This window comes from Limimaricola variabilis (genome assembly GCF_034371605.1).
Taxonomy (GTDB): Bacteria; Pseudomonadota; Alphaproteobacteria; order Rhodobacterales; family Rhodobacteraceae; genus Limimaricola; species Limimaricola variabilis.
Map to the genome: position 1 here is coordinate 1852109 of NZ_CP139691.1, position 17219 is coordinate 1869327.

Genomic DNA, 17219 nt, shown 5'->3' on the forward strand with positions numbered 1-17219 from the left:
GACCGCCATGAAGACGCTCGACGTCAGCGAGGCCGCGCGGATCATCGAGAGGATGGATGGCGGGCTGGACGGGCCGGACGTGGTCGAGACCATCGATCTCAAGGGGGTGCAGGCCGCGATGCTCAAGCGCGGGATCCTCTATATCGCCGGCACCAACGAGTTCTCGGACTGGTTCGAGTTCAACTTCGACTTCATCCACGACCGCGCCCCCGATGCGCACGGCTTCCGCATGGCGGCGGGCGACAGCGGCGCGATCTGGCATGCGGGGTTCCTCGAACATGCGCGGATCGTCTACGCCTTCGCCAAGCCGCAGAAGCCCGCCTTCATCATCGGCCATTCGCTGGGCGGCGCCTCGGCGCAGATCGTCGGTGCCTCGCTCGGCGTGCCGAGCCTCTCCTTCGGCAGCCCGCGCACGCATCTGGGGCGCGCGCATTTCGGGCGCGAGGGCTTCGTGCTCAACATCTGCCGCACCGACGACACGCTGTGCCATCTGCCGCCGCGCTTCTTCGGCTTTCGCCATGTCGGCTCGGTGCACTGGCTGAGCCCGCCCGCCGGCGAGGTCGAGGAAGGGCATTCGATCGCGAGTTATGCCGAGCTGCTCGAGGCAGCCCCCCTGCCCCAGGGCTTTCCCGAGGCATGGCCGCCAAGCGCCTGAACGCGGGCCCTGAACGGTTGTGAAGCCTCCCGCCCGCCCTTAAAAGACGCCCAAGGTCTGGGAGGACATCATGCATATCTGCCGCTCCATCGCCGCCATCCGCGACGCGGTCGCGGCGTTTCGTGCCGACGGCCACAGCGTCGGGCTTGTGACCACGATGGGCGCGCTGCATGCCGGGCATATGAGCCTGATCGCGGCAGCGCGGCGCGACCATGACCGGGTGGTGGCGACGATCTTCGTCAACCCGACCCAGTTCGGCGATCCCAAGGATCTCGAGACCTATCCGCGCACCGAGGAGGCGGATCTCGCGATGCTCGAGGCGGCAGGCTGCGATGCGGTGCTGATCCCGCGCGCCGAGGAGATCTATCCCGAAGGCGACGAGACCATCGTCGAAACCCGCGACCTCGCGGTGCGGCTGCACGGCGCGGTGCGGCCCGGCCATTTCCGCGGCGTCGCCACGGTCGTCACCAAGCTGTTCAACATCACCCGCCCCGACGCCGCCTATTTCGGCGAGAAGGATTACCAGCAGCTGCAGGTGATCCGCCGCATGACCACCGATCTGCATATGGGCATCGACATCGTCGGCGTGCCGACCATGCGCGAGGCGGACGGGCTGGCCATGTCGTCGCGCAACGTTCGGCTGACGCCCGAGGACCGCGCCGCCGCGGTGGTCCTGAACCGCGCGCTCGACAGGGCGGAGCGGCTCGCGATCGAGCGCGGCAGCCCGGCGCAGATCGAGGCGGCGATCCGCGCCACCATCGCCGACGAGCCGCGCGCCCGGCTCACTGGCCTCGACATCGCCCGGCCGCACGACCTCGCGCCGCTGTCGCAATCGGCCGACACACCGCTGTCGGAACCCGCAGCCATCATGATCTCGGCCCAGTTCGGCGAGGTCCTCTTGATCGATCAGAGGGAGATCGCCCCATGAGCACCCAGACCCAGACGATCCGCCGCACCACCGTGCCGCAGATCGCCCGCCGCAAGGGCGGCGAGCCCATCGTCTCGCTGACCTCCTACCACGCCCATACCGCGGCCATCGTCGACCGGCATGCCGACTTCATCCTCGTGGGCGACAGCCTCGGCATGGTGATGCACGGCATGGAAAGCACGGTCGGCGTTTCGCTCGACCTGATGATCATGCATGGCCGCGCCGTGGTGCGCGGCACCAAGAAGGCGCTGATCGTCGTCGACATGCCCTTTGGCAGCTACGAGGAAAGCCCCGCCATGGCCTTCCGCAACGCCGCCCGGGTGATGAAGGAAACCCAGTGCGGCGCGGTCAAGCTCGAGGGTGGCGCCCGCATGGCCGAAACCATCCGCTTTCTCGTCGAACGCGGCATCCCGGTGATGGCCCATATCGGCCTGACGCCGCAGTCGAGCCACGTCATGGGCGGCTTCAAGACCCAAGGCCGCGACGAGGAAACATGGGAGGCGCATCTCGAGGATGCGCGCGCCGTGGCCAAGGCCGGGGCCTTCGCCGTCGTGCTCGAGGGCATGGTCGAGCCGCTGGCCGCCAAGATCACCAAGGCGGTCGACATTCCGACCATCGGAATCGGGGCATCGGCCGAATGCGATGGCCAGATCCTCGTGCTCGAAGACATGCTGGGGCTGAACCCCTGGACCCCGAAATTCGTGAAGGTCTATGGCCAGCTCGGCCCGATGATCGAGGATTCGGTGAAACGCTATGCCGAGGACGTGAAGTCACGCGCCTTTCCCACGGAGGATGAGGTATACCGCTGATATCTCAACCCGAAGGAGCCGACATGCCGAACCGCCGCCACCTGATCGCCCTCGGTCTTGCCGGACTCCTCGCCGCCTGCGGCGCGCCGGATCCGAACCCGCTGTCGCGCGCCGCCCGGTCCGAACTCCAGCTCGCGGGTATCGAGGTGACGGCCATGGGTGCAGGCTTCGAAAGCGGCGCGGCACGCGACTATACCAGCCGGATCGCCCCCGATCTCGAAGCCGCGCTCAAGCGCGAATTCGCGGATCGGCTGGGACGCGGCGGGCAGTGGCGGATGCTGGTAGAGGTTTCGCGCCTCAACCTCGCGGGCGGCACTTCGACGGCGCTGGGCCGCGATCAGTCGCGGCTTTCGGGCGCGGTGCGGGTGCTCGATCCTTCCGGGGCGCTGCGCGCCAGCTACACGATCCAGGTTCTGGCCGGTGAAGCCGCCGAAAGCCGCACCGGCACGCTGGTCGGCGCGGTGGCGAACTCGGCGGGCGGGTATTACCGCGAACTGCTGACCGCTTTCGCGCGCGACGCACGTACGCAGGTGCTGGGCGCGGATCTGCCGGGACAGCGGCTGGCGCGGCGCATCGCCAACTGATCGCGTCGGGGAGCGCTCAGAGTTCGATCGGACCGCCCCGGCGCGGCCGGTGACGGCTGCGGGCCAGCGCATGCGAAGCCGCCGCATAGGCACCCAGCGCGCCAAACACCACCATGAGCACCCGCGCGAATGACAGGGTGTCATGCGTGTTGGCGCCCAGGCAGGCGAGTGCCGAGAGCAGCGCGAGCAGGCTGAAGGCGATGGCCCAGTTTCTCATATGCGGTCCGTCGGGTTGATCCGTATCGCGCGCCTAACGCCTGTTTCGCCGTGCCGGTTCCCGTTCCGCGCGTCCGATTCGACGCCTGCTCCTCACGCGCGGAGCCCAAGCCGGTCGGCCGTGTCACGGATACGCCATTCGTGAACCGGCTCCGGTGCGGGGCGACTTTTCCCGGCTCCGGCTTCGTGGCAATGTCCCCGAACCGGGCGCCCCGCGCGCCTGCCGGGCGCGCCGCGCGGTGGCATCGGGACCAGACGGACAAGGCTGACATGACGCATTTCGGACGAATCGTGACGCTGCTCGCGGCCCTCGCGGCGCAACCGGCTTGGGCCCAGAGCACGGAGGGCAGCCGACCCCGCACGCGCCCCGAGGGCCTGGGCGTCGCAACCGCCCCTGCTCCGGCGGCCCCGGCCTCTCCCGAAGCCCCTGCCTCGCCGCCGCCGCCGCGCGAGATCGCGATCCCCGAAGGGCCGACCCGCGGCCCCGAGACCAACCTGCCGCTGCCGCGCTTCGTCTCGCTTTCGACCGATCGCGGCAATGTCCGGCGCGGCCCCTCGCTGTCGCATCGCATCGACTGGGTGTTCCTGCGGCGCGACATGCCGCTGCAGGTAACCGCCGAATACGGCCACTGGCGCCGGGTCACCGACCGCGAAGGGGTCGGCGGCTGGATGCATTACGCGATGCTGTCGGGCGTGCGGACGGTGATCGTCGACGCCGAGCTTCTGGATCTGCGCTCCCGTCCGCAGGAAAACGCGACCGTCGTGGCGCAGATCGAAGGGGGCGTGGTGGCCCGGCTGCTCGAATGCCGGCCCGAATGGTGCGAGTTGAGCGCCGGCGGCTACAAGGGCTGGGCTCCCAAGTCGCGGCTCTGGGGGGTTGCCCCGGACGAGCTTCTGGACTGAGCCGGTGGCGGCGCGCGGTACGGAAGAGCGGCTGAATCTCTCGGCCGGGCTGGCATCCGTTGCGGTGGCGCTGCTGCTGATCGCGGCCAAGCTCTGGGCGCTGTTCCAGACCGGCGCGCTGTCGGTCGCGGCGACTTTGGCGGATTCGGCGCTCGATCTGGCGATGTCGCTCGGCGCGCTCGCGGCGATCGCCTATGCCGCCCGCCCCGCCGATGACGACCACGCCTTCGGCCATACCGCCGCCGAGGACCTCGCGGCGCTGGCCCAGAGCCTGTTCATCCTCGTCTCAGCGGCGCTGATCGGCGGCGCGGCGGCGCATCGCCTGGCCGAGCCTGCCGCCATGCCGGTGCGCGAAGGCGCAGGCATCGCGGTGATGGGGCTGTCGATCGTGCTCACCGTGGCACTGGTCGGCTGGCAGCGCCACGTCGCCCGCGCCACCGGCAACCGCGTCGTGGCCGCGGATTCGCTGCACTATCTGGGCGATCTAGTCCCGGCGCTGGGGGCGATCGTGGCGCTGTGGACCTCGCGCCGCTTCGGCGTCTCATGGGTCGACCCGGTCGTCGCCATCGGCGCGGCGCTGCTGATGGCGCGCGGCGCGTTGGTGATCGGCCGCGCCGCTTGGGACGCGCTGATGGATCGGGCAGTGGATGCCGAAACGGTGGCCGGGATCGAGTCGGTCGCGCGCGGCTTTCCCGGCGTGCGCGGCCATCACGATCTGCGCACGCGCCGCTCGGGCGGGCGGGTCTTCATCAACCTGCATGTCGAACTCGATGGCGACCAGAGCCTGCACGAGGCGCATGCGATCGGCGCCGCGCTCAAGCGTGCGATTCTGGCACGCTATCCCGGCGCCGATGTCATCATCCACAAGGATCCGGTCTGAGTTCAGTAGCTCGACGGCGGATCAGAGGCCGGGAAGCTTTCGTCCACGGTCTCGTCCTGCAGGTCCCAGCGCCGCGGCGGATCGCGCATTTCCTCGCGCCCGGCCTGGCGCACCGGGCCGCCCTCGTCATGGGCGAAGGCCGCGCCGCCGCCATGGTGAGAGGTGCCCTGCATCCGGTCCATGCCCGCTTCGGCCATCCCCCGGATCTCACCGCGGTAGCGTCGCGCCAGCCAGATCGCGCCGCCCAGCAGAGCCAGCGTCGGCAAGAGCGCAGGCCCGCGCCTCCTGTGATGTCGCATGATGTCTCTCCGGTTGTCGTCCTCGGATGCAAAACGCCTCGGCCGGAACGGCGTTCCGGGAACGCCCTGCCCTCTGCTGACGTTGGACTTGCAGATGCATTTGACCGGAGGCCGCCCGATGTCCGCAAATCCCGATACGCTCGAAGGCCGTCTCTTGGCCCAACGCAAGGTAATCGCCCGGCTGGTGGCCGTCGTCGAGGGCCCGGCAGGTGACGAACTGCGCGAATATATCCGCGACCGCAGCCATATGAGCGCTGCCGAGGAGGATCCCGGCGCCGTGCCCGGCGAGGGTTTGTCGATCGAGGGCGCGCTCGCCGACGAGATGCACCACATCGCCGAAGCCGCCGAGGCGCACCGCAAGGCGACCTGAAGCGCCACCGTTTCGCGCGGGATCTGTCCGCCGCTAGTCTGGCAAGGCCAATGAACACGGAGCAGCAGCTATACGCGGCCGCCGTCGATCTGGTGAAGCACCGCTACCCCACCGGTTGGGGCGGCGCCGCCGCGGTGCGCCTCGAAAGTGGAGACATCGTCACCAGCGTCGCGCCCGATACCGATTTCGACGCCCTGTCCGTCTGCATGGAGCTTGGCGCCTTTCTCGAAGCGCACAAACGCGATCTGAAGGTCACCCATAGCCTCTGCCTGTTTCGCGAGGATGAGACCTCTCCCTTCAACATCCTGTCTCCCTGCGGGATCTGTCAGGAGCGCCTGAGGTTCTGGGGAACCGACGTGCTCGTCGCGGTCACGAACCCGGACAATGAATTGCTGTTTCGGCCGCTCGCCGAGCTTCAGACCCATCATTGGTCCGGAGCCTACAGGTGATGGTTGCCAAGCTGGATAGGTACGGATCGATACAGCCCCTTGGCAGAGCAGATGTAAAAAGGGGCGCAGAGAACCGCGCCCCTTCCTGCATCTCCTGAGCAACCTCTCTCAGGCCGCCAAGCCGCGCCCGCGCAGCAATGCCTCGACATTCGGCGTGGCGCCGCGGAAACGCTCGTAGAGCAGCCCCGCCTCTTCCGAGCCGCCGCGCGACAGCACATGTGCCTCGAGCCGGCGCGCCGTCTCCGGGTCGAAGGGATCGCCGGTCTCGCGGAACGCCTCGAAGGCGTCGGCGTCCATCATCTCCGACCACAGGTAGCTGTAGTAACCGGCGGCATAGCCATCGCCGGCGAAGACATGCGCGAAATGCGGCGTGGCATGGCGCATGGTGATGGCACGGGGCATGCCGATCTCTTCGAGGATCTCGGCCTGCCGCTGCATCGGATCGGCAGGGGCCGGGCCGCAATGGAACTCCAGATCGACAATGGCGGAGGCGGTCTGCTCGACCGTCGCGAAGCCTTGGTCGAAATTCGCCGCCGCCAGCATCCTGTCCATCAGCGCTTCGGGCATCGGCGCGCCCGTATCTGCATGGAGGGCGAACTCGCGCAGCACCTTCGGCACTTCGAGCCAATGCTCGAACAACTGGCTCGGCAGCTCCACGAAATCGCGCGCGACCGAGGTACCGGAGACGCTCTCATAGGTCACGTCGGACAGCATCTGGTGCAGCGCGTGGCCGAATTCGTGGAACAGCGTGCGCGCGTCGTCGAAGGACAGGAGCGCAGGCTCGCCCGCATCCGGCTTGGCGAAGTTGCAGACGTTGAGAACCAGCGGCCGCACATCGCGCCCGCCCATGCGGTGCTGGTCGCGCATCGTCGTGCACCACGCGCCCGAACGTTTGGAGGGCCGGGCGAACCAGTCGCCGATGAAGACGGCGAGGTGCTCCCCGTTCCGCGTCACCTCGAAGGTACGGCAGTCGGGGTGGTAGAGAGGTGCCTCGATCTCGCGCGCCTCGATCCGGAACAGGCGATGCGCGACCGAGAAGGCGGCCTCGATCATCCGGTCGAGCTGGAGATAAGGCTTGAGCGTGCCGTCATCGATCTCGTGCTCGGCCCGGCGGCGCGCCTCGGCATAGTAGCGCCAATCCCAGGGTTCGAGCGGGCCGTCATGGCCGTCGGCATGCAGCATCTCCTCGTAGATCTGCGCGTCGGCATTGGCCGCGGCCCGGGCGGGCGTCCAGACCGCATGCAGCAGTTCGCGCACGGCCTGCGCGTTGCCGGCCATCTCGGTCTCGAGCTTCCACGAGGCGTAGTCGTCGTGACCCAGAAGCTTCGCCCGCTCCTCGCGCAGCTTCAGCGTTTCGGCGGCAATGGCACGGTTGTCGGTCTCGCCGCCATTCATGCCGCGCGCGGTCCATGCTTCGAATGCCTTCCGCCGCAGCGCCCGGTCCGGCGAATATTGCAGGAAGGGCACCACCAGCGAGCGGGACAAGGTGATGATCGGCCCCTTGTCGCCACCCGCCGCCCGCGCGGCGGAGCGCAGCCCCTCGGGCAGAGCGGCGAGATCGCCGGGGGAAAGCGGCAGGCTCCAATCGGCTTCGTCCTTGAGCAGGTTCTGCGTGAACTGCGTACCCAGCACCGAGAGCCGGGCCCGGATCTCGGCCATCCGCTCGGCCTGCGCGCCTTCGAGCCTCGCGCCCGCCCGCACGAACCGGCGATGGGTCAGCATCAGTACCCGCGCCTCCTCATCGCCAAGGTCCAGCGTCTCACGCGCCTGCCACAACGCCTCGACCCGGTCGAACAGCGCGCGGTTGCCGATCACCCAGGACGTGTGGGCCGAGAGCATCGGCGCGAAATCGCGTTGCAGCGCCTGCAGCGCGGGCGAGCTGTCGGCGCTGGCCACCGCGTAGAAGGCGCCAAAAACCCGGCCCATCGGCTCATCCGCCATCTCCAGCGCGGCGATGGTGTTGGCAAATGTCGGCGCCTCGGGATCGGCGGCGATGGCCTCGATCGCAGCGCGGGCCTGCGCGATGGCCGCTTCGGCGGCAGGTTTCCAGTGATCGTCCTCGATCCGGTCGAAGGGCGGAAGGCCGAAGGGCGTGTCCCAAGGCTCCAGTAGCGGGTTGGTCATGCGGGTCTCCTTTGCGGGAAACCTATGGGGCGGCAGGCCCCGCTTCCAGCCCCCGCCCGCCACAGACCGCGCAGTCGCGGCGCGGCTTCACCCGGATGGTCCGCGTCTCGGAATAGAGCGTGTCGTGGATCAGCAGCCGCCCGGCCAGCGTCTCGCCCGCCCCGGTCAGCCGCTTCACAGCCTCGGCCGCCATCATCGCCCCGACGATGCCCGGCAGCGGCGACAGCACCCCCGCCTCGGCGCAGGAAGGGATGAGCGAGGCGTCGGGCCGCTCGGGAAAGACGCAGGCCCAGCAAGGCGTGCCGCGCGCGGGCTCGTAGAGGGAGATCTGCCCCTCCCACTGGGTGAGCGCGGCGGCGACGAGCGGCTTGGCCCCGGCGACCGCGGCGGCGTTGACGATCTCGCGCGTGGCGAAGTTGTCGGTGCCGTCGAGGACGAGGTCGTAATCCTCGAGCAGATCGTCCGCGATCTCGCTGGTCAGTCGCCGTGCATAGGGGCGGATTTCCACATGGGGGTTTTGCGCGCGCAGCTTTTCGGCGGCAGCATGGACCTTGGGCATGCCGATCTGGCCTTCGTCGAACAGCACCTGCCGACCGAGATTGCTCAGATCGACCTCGTCGTCATCGATCACGCCGATGGTGCCCACGCCCGAGGCCGCGAGATAGGTCAAGGCCGGACAGCCCAGCCCCCCGGCGCCCACGACCAGCACCCGCGCACGGCGGAGCGCGCCCTGCCCCGGCCCGCCGATCTCGCGCAGGGTGATGTGGCGGGCGTAGCGGGTGAGCTCGGTCTCGGAAAAGCCCTTGCGCGGGGCCTCGGGCGCCTTGTCGGCGGCGATGCGCACCTTGATCCGGCGCAGCCCCCGCCCATACAGCCAGACCAGCCCTGCCCCGGCCAGGATCAGCAGCCACAGCGCCGCCTCGCCACCCAGCGCCTCGCGCAGCGGATGGCCATCGGGCAGCACCAGATGCGCGGCGATGACGCCGGTCATCAGCAGGCCGATCATGTAGAGACGGGCCCGGCGCGGTGCGCCGGTGAGCGCGCCGATGCCCCACAGCACCGCCGCCATGACACCGACGAGGATCACGCGACCCCTCCGGTCGAGCCGAAGCCACCCTGCCCCCGGGCGGTGTCGTCCAGCTCCTCGGCCATCTCGAACGCCACCAGCACGACGGGCGCCAGCACTGCCTGAGCGATGCGCATGCCATGGGTCACGGTAAAGCTCTCCTGCCCGGCATTCATCACGATGACCCCCAGCGGGCCGCGGTAGTCGCTGTCGATGGTGCCCGGGCTGTTGGGCAATGTGATGCCGTTCTTGAGCGCCAGCCCGGACCGCGGCCGCAATTGCAGCTCGAAGCCCTCCGGCACCGCGACCCGCAGCCCCGTGGGCACCAGCGCCCGTGCACCGGGCGCAAGGGTGATGCCGCCCTCGCGATCGGCGGGCGCGAGATTGGCCACCAGATCGGCGCCGGCGGCGCCGGCGGTCTGGTAGGTGGGCAGAGGCAGCGACCGGTCCGCCGTCTCGGTCCAGCACAGTCTCACCCCGATGCGCGATCCCATCGTCCCCACTTCCTCAAACCGTCCCGGAGGCGCTCTCGCCGCCGGCGCCGAGCGCCTCGGCTAGCCGCTGCGCGAGCCGCTCGGCCACGGCGCGCTTGGTCATGCGCGGCCACTCCTCGGACCCATTCCGGGTGATCAGCGTCACCGCGTTTTCGGTGCCGCCCATGATCCCGGTGCCCGGCGAGACATCGTTGGCGAGGATCCAGTCGCAGCCCTTGCGCACCCGCTTAGCGGTGGCGTTGGCGATCACGTCATCGGTCTCGGCGGCAAAGCCCACGACGAGATCGGGCCGTCCGACCGCCATCCCGGCGATGCGGGCGAGGATGTCGGGGTTCTCGACAAGCCGCAAATCGGGCAGCGCGCCCTCGCGCTTCTTGATCTTGCTGCCCGAGGCTCCCTCGACCCGCCAATCGGCCACGGCCGCGGCAAAGATCGCGGCATCGGCCGGCAGGGCTGCTTCGACCGCCATGCGCATCTGCTCGGCCGTCTCGACCGGCACGATCCGCGCCCCTTCGGGTGGCGGAGCCTCGGCCGGGCCGGAGACGAAGGTGACCCGCGCACCCAGCAGCAGCAATGCCGCCGCGATGGCGCTGCCCTGCGCGCCAGAGGAGCGGTTGGCGATGTAGCGCACCGGGTCGATCGGCTCATGGGTCGGCCCGGAGGTGACGATCACGTGCCGCCCTGCGAGCGGTCGCTCGGCCGGCAGCGCCGCCTCGATCGCGGCGAGGATCGCGGCGGGCTCGGCCAGCCGTCCCGGTCCGTATTCGCCGCAGGCCATCTCGCCCTCGGTCGGCCCCACCACCATGATGCCGTCGCTCTTCAATGTCTCGAGGTTGCGCCGGGTCGCCGGATGCTCCCACATCCGCACGTTCATCGCGGGCGCGATCAGCACCGGCGTATCGGTCGCCAGAAGCAGCGTCGACGCGAGGTCCGAGGCCCGGCCCTGCGCCATCCGCGCCATCAGGTCCGCGGTGGCCGGCGCCACCACGACGAGATCGGCCACGCGCGACAGCTGGATATGCCCCATCTCGGCCTCAGCGGTGAGGTCGAACAGCGCCTCATGGACCTTCTTGCCAGCCAGCGCAGACACCGAAAGCGGCGTCACGAACTGTGCCGCGCTCTCGGTCATCACCGGCGTCACCTCGTGGCCCGCCCCGGTGAGAAGCCGGATCAGTTCGAGCGACTTGTAGGCCGCGATACCGCCGCCGATGATCAGGAGGATATGCGACATGGCTTCGCCCCGCGGTTAATGCGGGGCGACCCTAGGCGTTGCCGCGTCCGGGGGCAATCGGCGCTCAGGCGAAGAAGCCACGCACCTCGCGCGACTGACCCTCGAGGCTGCGGCGCATCTTGCCGAAGGCGGCGGCTTCGAGCTGGCGGACCCGCTCCTTGGAGAGGCCAAGCTCATCGCCGAGGCTTTCCAGCGTACGCGGCTCGTCGCGTAGCTTGCGCTCGCGGACAATGAACTGCTCGCGCGCATTGAGAGAGGAGAGCGCGACCAGAAGCCATTGCCGCAGCATGTCGGTGTCGTGGCTGTTCTGGACCAGTTCGGCGGCCTGGATGCCGTCATCCTCGAGCGCCTCGATCCACTCGCGGCCCTCATCCTCGGTCGACTGCGTGGCGTTGAGCGAGAAGTCCGAGCCGGAGAGCCGCCCTTCCATCATCTCCACATCGGCGAGCGGCACGCCCACCTCCTTGGCGATCATCTTGCGCAGCGTCGCACCGTCGAGTTCGCGGCCCTCGGCGGCGGCCTCGCGCTCGATCCGGGCTTGAACCCGGCGCATGTTGAAGAACAGCGATTTTTGCGAGGAGGTCGAGCCGGTGCGCACCATCGACCAGTTGCGCATCACGTAATCCTGGATCGACGCCTTGATCCACCACACCGCATAGGTCGAGAAGCGCACGCCGCGATCGGGGTCGAACTTGTCGGCGGCCTTCATGAGACCCAGCGACGCCTCCTGGATCAGGTCGTTCATCGGCGCGCCGTAACGCCGGAACTTCGACGCCATGGAGATGGCGAGACGCATATAGGCGGTGATCAATCGGTGCAGCGATTTCTCGCATCTCTGGTCGCGCCAGGCATAGGCGAGGCGCAACTCGGTTTCAGCATCTAGGAGTTCTGCCCGCATCGCGTTGCGGGTCATCGACTGGTCCGCAAATCCGTCAAAAGCCATGTCATCGTCCCCGGGACATTAAAGGGTCGGTGCGCTTGCCATGGCCGGGCGGCCTGCTAGTCACCTTTCTGCACCCTTAACGCCGCGCCCTCTCGGAAAGTTTCCCGCATGGCCTTGCAGAAATTGACGTTGGTTCTAGGCGGCGCCGCCTCGGGCAAGTCCGATATCGCCGAAACCCTTGTGTGCAGGAGCGATCGGCCGCGCGTCTACATCGCCACCGCGCAGGCCTTCGACGCGGAAATGCGCGAAAAGATCGCCCGCCATCGCGCCGATCGCGGCCCGGATTGGCGCACAATCGAGACGCCGCTCGACCCGGCTTCGGCAATTTCCAGCGTCGCGGAAGGCGAAATCGCGCTGATCGACTGCGCGACGCTGTGGCTGTCGAACCTGCTTCTGGCCGAGGCCGACATCGCCGCAGAAGAGGCGCGGCTTTTCGCGGCGCTGGACGCCTGCGCCGCCCCGGTGGTTGTCGTGTCCAACGAGGTCGGCGCCGGGATCGTGCCCGACAACGCGCTGGCGCGGCGGTTCCGCGCGCTGCAGGGCGGGTTCAACCGCCGCCTCGCCGCCCGGGCGGACACCGTGATCGGCGTGATGGCCGGGCTGCCCTTTGCGCTCAAGGGAGAGATGCCGTGAGCGGGCTGTGGTTGATCCGGCATGGGCCGACCCATGCCAAGGGCATGTGCGGCTGGTCCGACCTGGCCGCCGACCTGACGGACGGAGCCGCCCTCGCCCGGCTTGCGGCGCGGCTGCCGGAGGCGCGGGTGGTTTCATCGGATCTCGACCGCGCGGTGCGCACGGCCGACGCGCTGGCCGGCGATCGGCCCCGCCTGCCGCACGCCCCGGAGCTGCGCGAGATGCATTTTGGCGACTGGGAGTTGAGACGGCATGACGAGATCGAGGCCGAGACGCCCGAGCTGATCCGCGCTTTCTGGGACACACCCGGCGATGTGGCGCCGCCCGGCGGTGAAAGCTGGAACGCGCTGCGGGTGCGCTGCGACGCCGCGATCGACCGGCTGCAGGAGGGGGCCGACCTGATCGTCGTCGCCCATTTCGGCGTAATCCTCACCCAGCTGCAGCGCGCGCTGAACTGCAGTGCGCGCGAGGTCTTCGCCCATAGGATCGAGCCGCTGTCGCTCACCCGGATCGAGACTGGCCCGACGGGCTGGCGCCTGCTGGAGGTCAACGCGCTTCCCTGACCGCGTTAAACCTTTCTCAACCTCCTCGGCCAAGTCTCGAAACGAGCGGGAGGGCATGGGCATGGTGGCGCGGGCCTACACGGTGGCGTTCGAAGGGGTCGAGGCGCGACTGGTCGAGGTGCAATGCGCGGTGACGGCCGGACTGCCGGGCTTCACCATCGTGGGCCTGCCCGACAAGGCGGTGAGCGAGGCGCGCGAAAGGGTCCGCGCCGCGCTCGCGGCGCTTTCCATCGCGCTCCCGTCCAAGAAGGTGACGGTGAACCTTTCGCCCGCCGACCTGCCCAAGGAGGGCTCGCATTTCGACCTGCCGATCGCGCTGGCCCTGCTCGCGGCGATCGAGGTGCTCCCCGAGGAGGAGGTGGCCGGCACGGTGGCCTTGGGCGAACTGTCGCTCTCGGGCGATCTGGTGCCGGTGATCGGGGCACTGCCAGCCGCGATGGCGGCCGCCGAGGAGGAGCGCCGCCTGCTCTGCCCGGCCGCCTGCGGTGCCGAGGCCGCTTGGGTCGACGCGGTTGAGGTGATCGCGGCGCCCTCGCTCGCCCGCGTGATCCGGCACTTCACCGGCCAGCAGCTCATCGAGCCGGCACAGGCGGGGCTGGCCACCGCCCCGGACAGTCCGCGCGACCTTCGCGACGTGAAGGGGCAGGAACGCGCCAAGCGCGCGCTGGAGATCGCCGCCGCCGGGCGGCATCATCTGCTGCTCGTCGGCACGCCCGGCTCGGGCAAGTCGATGCTGGCCGCCCGGCTGCCCGGCATCCTGCCGCCGCTCTCGCCCGAGGAGGCGCTGGAAACCTCGATGATCCATTCGGTCTCGGGGCTGCTGACCGAGGGCGGGATCAGCCGGACGCGCCCGTTCCGCGAGCCGCACCACACCGCCTCGATCGCCGCCATCGCCGGTGGCGGACGCGGTGCCAAGCCGGGCGAGATCAGCCTTGCCCATAACGGCGTGCTGTTCCTCGACGAGCTGCCGGAGTTTCCGCGCGCCGTGCTGGAAACGCTGCGCCAGCCGATCGAGACCGGCGAGGTCATCGTCGCCCGGGCCAACGCGCATCTGCGCTATCCCTGCCGCTTCCTGTTGATCGCCGCCGCCAATCCCTGCCGTTGCGGCTATCTCTCCGATCCGGAACGAGCCTGCGCCCGCGCGCCCGGCTGCGGCGAAGAATATTTGGGCCGCATCTCGGGCCCCCTGATGGATCGCATCGACCTTCGGGTCGAGGTGCCGCCCGTCGCCTTCACCGATCTCGACCTGCCCACTCCGCCCGAGGGCTCGACCGAGGTCGCGATCCGGGTTCATGCCGCACGCGAGATCCAGACGGCGCGCTTCGCGCAGGGTCCTGCCCGGGTCAATGCCGACGCCGAGGGGCGCCAGTTGGAGGAGATCGCCGCGCCGGATGCCGAGGGGCGCGACCTGCTGCTGCGCGTCGCCGAACGCTTCGGCCTCTCGGCGCGCGGATATCACCGTGTGCTGCGGGTGGCGCGCACCATTGCCGATCTCGACGGCTCCGAGGCCGTCCGCCGACCGCATGTGGCCGAAGCGGTGGGATACCGGCTCGCGCTGGGGCGCGAGGCCTAGCGCTTCGCCTCGATCGCTTCCCAGATCTTGGCGGCGACGTTGATGCCGTCGAAACGCTCCAGCTCCTGGATGCCAGTGGGCGAAGTCACGTTGATCTCGGTCAGCCAGTCGCCGATCACGTCGATGCCGACGAGGATCTGCCCCTTTTCGCGCAGAAGCGGGCCAATCGCGGCGCAGATCTCGCGGTCCCGATCGGTCAGCTCGACCTTTTCGGGCCGCCCGCCGACATGCATGTTGGAACGGGTCTCGCCCTTGGCCGGCACGCGGTTGATCGCACCCACGGGCTCGCCATCGACCAGCAGCACGCGCTTGTCGCCCTTGGTCACGGCGGGCAGGAACTTCTGCACGATCAGCGGCTCGCGCGAGATGCCGGTGAACATCTCGTGCAGCGAGGCGAGGTTGCCGTCCTCGGAGTGCAGCTTGAACACCCCCGCGCCGCCATTGCCGTAAAGCGGCTTGAGAATGATGTCGCCATGCCTGTCGCGGAAGGCGCGCAGCGTGGCGAGGTCGCGAGCGATGGCGGTGGGCGGCGTCAGGTCGGGGAAGTTCAGGACCAGCAGCTTTTCGGGGTAGTTGCGCACCCAGAAGGGGTCGTTCACCACCAACGTGCCGGGGTGGATCATGTCGAGCAGATGGGTGGTCGTGATGTAGCCCATGTCGAACGGGGGGTCCTGCCGAAGCCAGACCACGTCGAAGGTCGAGAGATCGACCTCCTGCTCCTCGCCCAAGCTGTAGTGGTTGCCCTTTTCGCGGCGCAACTCGAGCGGCCAGCCGCGCGCCGTCACCCGGCCTTCCTGAAAGGCGAGCCGGTCGGGCGTGTAGTAGAAAAGCTCGTGTCCGCGGGCCTGCGCCTCTTCGCCGATGCGAAAGGTGGTGTCGGCATCGATGTTGACGCTGCCGATCGGGTCCATCTGGAGAGCGACCTTGAGGGGCTTGGGCATGGCGGCGATCTTTCGCTGGAATTGCGGTCCCAGATCCATGCCCGATGCGCGCGCCCTCTGCAATGCACGCGGCCTGTGCCCGGACGGGGGGGATCAGTCGCCGTCGAAGGCTCCATCGATCACCCGCACCCTGCCCTGCCCGTCCACCAGCGCGAGGTCGAAGCGCATTTCGGTCAGCTGCCCATTGGGCACGGTCCCGCAAAATGCCTCGGCCGAGCGGCGGATACGGTCGATCTGACGGTTGCCGATCCGGCCGATCGCGGCGTCGAAGCTTCGTGCCGCCTTGACCTCGACGAAGACGAGGCGCCGACCTTCGCGCAGGATCAGGTCGATCTCGCCGCCCCGACCGCGCCAGCGCCGCGCTACGATCACCCGCCCGCTGCGCGCATAGTGTCGCGCGACGCTTTCCTCGGCCGCGAGACCGGAAAGATATCCGCGCCGGCCACGCTCGACGCGGACAGGCGCTTCGCCATCAGTGCATTGGGCCCCCGCAGCATCCGGGCGCCGCATCGACGGCTCGATGCAGGGCTCAGCATCCGTCGCAGGCACCGGACTGGCGAGTTCGAGGGCAAGCTGCCCTTCCCTTTCCTCACGCGATCGCGTCTGACCTAACCGCGCGCGTCGCGCTCTTGGCCAAGAGCCTCCCTCAAGCCCCATCTCCATCTGCATCATCCGGCTCCTTCGCCAGGTTCAGCGCCGCCTGATAGACCTCCCGGCGTGGCAGGCCGAGCGCCCCGGCCACCGCCGTCGCCGCATCCTTGATCCGCATGCTGCGCATCGCCTCGCGCAACGCGGTCTCGAGGTCGCTACCGGTCACCTCCTCGGTTTCGGCCCGGCCGACCAGCACGACGACCTCTCCCTTGAGCGTACGTCCCTCGATCTCGGCGCAGACCTCCGCCGCCGTCCCGCGGATGACCTCCTCGAACCGCTTAGTCAGTTCGCGGCACAGCGCCACCTGCCGGTCACTCCCGAGAATATCGCGCAAGGAAGCTAATAATTCGTGAACGCGCTTGGGGCTCTCATAGAGCACCAGCGTGAAGGGCAGCGCCCTGAGCGCGGCGATCTCGGTCTCCCGCTGGGTCTTGGCCGGCGGCAGAAAACCGGCGAAGGCGAAGCGGTCGGTCGGCAGCCCAGACACTGCCAGCGCCGCCAGCACCGCCGAGGCGCCCGGCGCGGCGAGAACCTTGTGCCCGGCGGCGATCGCGGCGCGACCCAGCGCATAGCCCGGATCGGCGACCAGGGGCGTGCCGGCCTCGGAAACATAGGCCACCGAGCCGCCGCGCTCGAGCACCGCGAGGATCCGCGCCCGGTCCCCCGCCCCCGAATGGTCGTGATAGGCCAGCAGCGGCCGACCGTTCAGCGGCACACCGTGAATCTCCATCAATTTGCGCAAGGTCCGCGTGTCCTCGGCGGCGAGCGCATCGGCCCCGGCCAGCAGGTCGAGCGCCCTTAGCGTGATGTCCCGCGCCGTTCCGATCGGCGTCGCCACGAAGTGCAGCCCCGGCGGAACCGGTCTCGTTTCGAAATTCGTCACTGGACCGCCGCCCGCCCCGGTTTA

21 protein-coding genes are annotated in these 17219 nt (G+C 69.1%); 11 read left to right on the plus strand and 10 right to left on the minus strand.

All coding sequences use genetic code 11. The features are described 5' to 3' along the window. Nucleotides 1-7: 7 nt before the first annotated feature. The 4 genes from T8T21_RS09180 to T8T21_RS09195 all read left to right on the plus strand — a co-directional run bounded on the left by T8T21_RS09180 (nt 8) and on the right by T8T21_RS09195 (nt 2976). Complete coding sequence (locus tag T8T21_RS09180; RefSeq protein WP_322335376.1) at nt 8-655, plus strand: alpha/beta hydrolase family protein; 648 nt, start codon at nt 8-10, stop codon at nt 653-655. A gap of 70 nt (nt 656-725) precedes the next feature. Continuing rightward, nucleotides 726-1583 carry a pantoate--beta-alanine ligase gene (panC, locus tag T8T21_RS09185; RefSeq protein ID WP_322335377.1) on the plus strand — a complete coding sequence of 286 codons (858 nt, stop codon included), beginning with the start codon at nt 726-728 and terminating at the stop codon, nt 1581-1583. Next, nucleotides 1580-2392, plus strand: a complete 813-nt coding sequence (gene panB / locus T8T21_RS09190; RefSeq protein ID WP_183473687.1) for a 3-methyl-2-oxobutanoate hydroxymethyltransferase — start codon at nt 1580-1582, stop codon at nt 2390-2392. The genes panC and panB overlap by 4 nt, the downstream gene beginning before the upstream one ends. A gap of 23 nt (nt 2393-2415) precedes the next feature. Next, on the plus strand, nt 2416-2976 hold the full coding sequence (locus T8T21_RS09195; RefSeq protein ID WP_322335378.1) for a hypothetical protein: 561 nt from the start codon (nt 2416-2418) through the stop codon (nt 2974-2976). A gap of 16 nt (nt 2977-2992) precedes the next feature. Here the strand turns inward: T8T21_RS09195 and T8T21_RS09200 are convergent, their stop codons facing one another. Further along, entirely contained in the window at nt 2993-3193 is a 201-nt protein-coding gene (locus T8T21_RS09200) for a hypothetical protein (RefSeq protein WP_322335379.1), read from the minus strand. A 269-nt stretch (nt 3194-3462) separates the two neighbouring features. Here T8T21_RS09200 and T8T21_RS09205 point away from each other — a divergent pair, with 269 nt between their 5' ends. Beyond that, the gene (locus T8T21_RS09205) at nt 3463-4095 is read left to right on the plus strand and encodes an SH3 domain-containing protein (RefSeq protein WP_322335380.1); all 633 of its coding nucleotides are present in this window, start codon (nt 3463-3465) and stop codon (nt 4093-4095) included. Nucleotides 4096-4099: 4 nt separating this feature from the next. After that, entirely contained in the window at nt 4100-4975 is an 876-nt protein-coding gene (locus tag T8T21_RS09210) for a cation diffusion facilitator family transporter (protein WP_322335381.1), read from the plus strand. Nucleotides 4976-4977: 2 nt separating this feature from the next. On the opposite strand, the gene T8T21_RS09215 is transcribed toward T8T21_RS09210, so the two are convergent. Beyond that, complete coding sequence (locus T8T21_RS09215; protein ID WP_183473777.1) at nt 4978-5274, minus strand: hypothetical protein; 297 nt, start codon at nt 5272-5274, stop codon at nt 4978-4980. A 118-nt stretch (nt 5275-5392) separates the two neighbouring features. Between T8T21_RS09215 and T8T21_RS09220 the strand changes: the two genes are divergently transcribed. Next, nucleotides 5393-5644 carry a hypothetical protein gene (locus T8T21_RS09220; protein WP_322335382.1) on the plus strand — a complete coding sequence of 84 codons (252 nt, stop codon included), beginning with the start codon at nt 5393-5395 and terminating at the stop codon, nt 5642-5644. A 50-nt stretch (nt 5645-5694) separates the two neighbouring features. After that, nucleotides 5695-6093, plus strand: a complete 399-nt coding sequence (locus T8T21_RS09225; RefSeq protein WP_322335383.1) for a cytidine deaminase — start codon at nt 5695-5697, stop codon at nt 6091-6093. Nucleotides 6094-6201: 108 nt separating this feature from the next. On the opposite strand, the gene T8T21_RS09230 is transcribed toward T8T21_RS09225, so the two are convergent. The 5 genes from T8T21_RS09230 to T8T21_RS09250 form a co-directional block, all read right to left on the minus strand. Beyond that, entirely contained in the window at nt 6202-8217 is a 2016-nt protein-coding gene (locus tag T8T21_RS09230; RefSeq protein ID WP_322335384.1) for a M3 family metallopeptidase, read from the minus strand. A 22-nt stretch (nt 8218-8239) separates the two neighbouring features. Beyond that, nucleotides 8240-9304 carry a HesA/MoeB/ThiF family protein gene (locus tag T8T21_RS09235; protein WP_322335385.1) on the minus strand — a complete coding sequence of 355 codons (1065 nt, stop codon included), beginning with the start codon at nt 9302-9304 and terminating at the stop codon, nt 8240-8242. Further along, nucleotides 9301-9777, minus strand: a complete 477-nt coding sequence (dut, locus tag T8T21_RS09240; protein ID WP_322335386.1) for a dUTP diphosphatase — start codon at nt 9775-9777, stop codon at nt 9301-9303. Before dut ends, T8T21_RS09235 begins: the two co-directional genes overlap by 4 nt. A 13-nt stretch (nt 9778-9790) precedes the next feature. After that, nucleotides 9791-11008: a bifunctional phosphopantothenoylcysteine decarboxylase/phosphopantothenate--cysteine ligase CoaBC gene (gene coaBC, locus T8T21_RS09245; RefSeq protein ID WP_322335387.1), complete on the minus strand. Its 1218-nt coding sequence runs from the start codon at nt 11006-11008 to the stop codon at nt 9791-9793. Between the two features lie 64 nt (nt 11009-11072). Then, complete coding sequence (locus tag T8T21_RS09250) at nt 11073-11951, minus strand: RNA polymerase factor sigma-32 (protein WP_183473654.1); 879 nt, start codon at nt 11949-11951, stop codon at nt 11073-11075. Nucleotides 11952-12059: 108 nt separating this feature from the next. On the opposite strand from T8T21_RS09250, the gene cobU reads away from it, so the two are divergent. From cobU to T8T21_RS09265, 3 genes are all read left to right on the plus strand, one after another. Further along, on the plus strand, nt 12060-12584 hold the full coding sequence (cobU, locus tag T8T21_RS09255) for a bifunctional adenosylcobinamide kinase/adenosylcobinamide-phosphate guanylyltransferase (RefSeq protein ID WP_322335388.1): 525 nt from the start codon (nt 12060-12062) through the stop codon (nt 12582-12584). Next, complete coding sequence (locus T8T21_RS09260; protein ID WP_322335389.1) at nt 12581-13147, plus strand: histidine phosphatase family protein; 567 nt, start codon at nt 12581-12583, stop codon at nt 13145-13147. Before cobU ends, T8T21_RS09260 begins: the two co-directional genes overlap by 4 nt. A 61-nt stretch (nt 13148-13208) precedes the next feature. Continuing rightward, nucleotides 13209-14720, plus strand: coding sequence for a YifB family Mg chelatase-like AAA ATPase (locus T8T21_RS09265; protein WP_322337476.1), 1512 nt, complete (start codon nt 13209-13211; stop codon nt 14718-14720). Here T8T21_RS09265 and gshB read toward each other — a convergent pair. The 3 genes from gshB to rsmI form a co-directional block, all read right to left on the minus strand. Further along, complete coding sequence (gshB, locus tag T8T21_RS09270; protein WP_322335390.1) at nt 14717-15661, minus strand: glutathione synthase; 945 nt, start codon at nt 15659-15661, stop codon at nt 14717-14719. The genes T8T21_RS09265 and gshB overlap by 4 nt on opposite strands. Before the next feature lie 93 nt (nt 15662-15754). Further along, nucleotides 15755-16171: a YraN family protein gene (locus T8T21_RS09275; protein WP_322335391.1), complete on the minus strand. Its 417-nt coding sequence runs from the start codon at nt 16169-16171 to the stop codon at nt 15755-15757. Nucleotides 16172-16307: 136 nt separating this feature from the next. Continuing rightward, nucleotides 16308-17195 (minus strand): 16S rRNA (cytidine(1402)-2'-O)-methyltransferase, encoded by an 888-nt coding sequence (rsmI, locus tag T8T21_RS09280; protein WP_322335392.1) that lies wholly within the window; start codon nt 17193-17195, stop codon nt 16308-16310. Between the last annotated feature and the right edge of the window lie 24 nt (nt 17196-17219).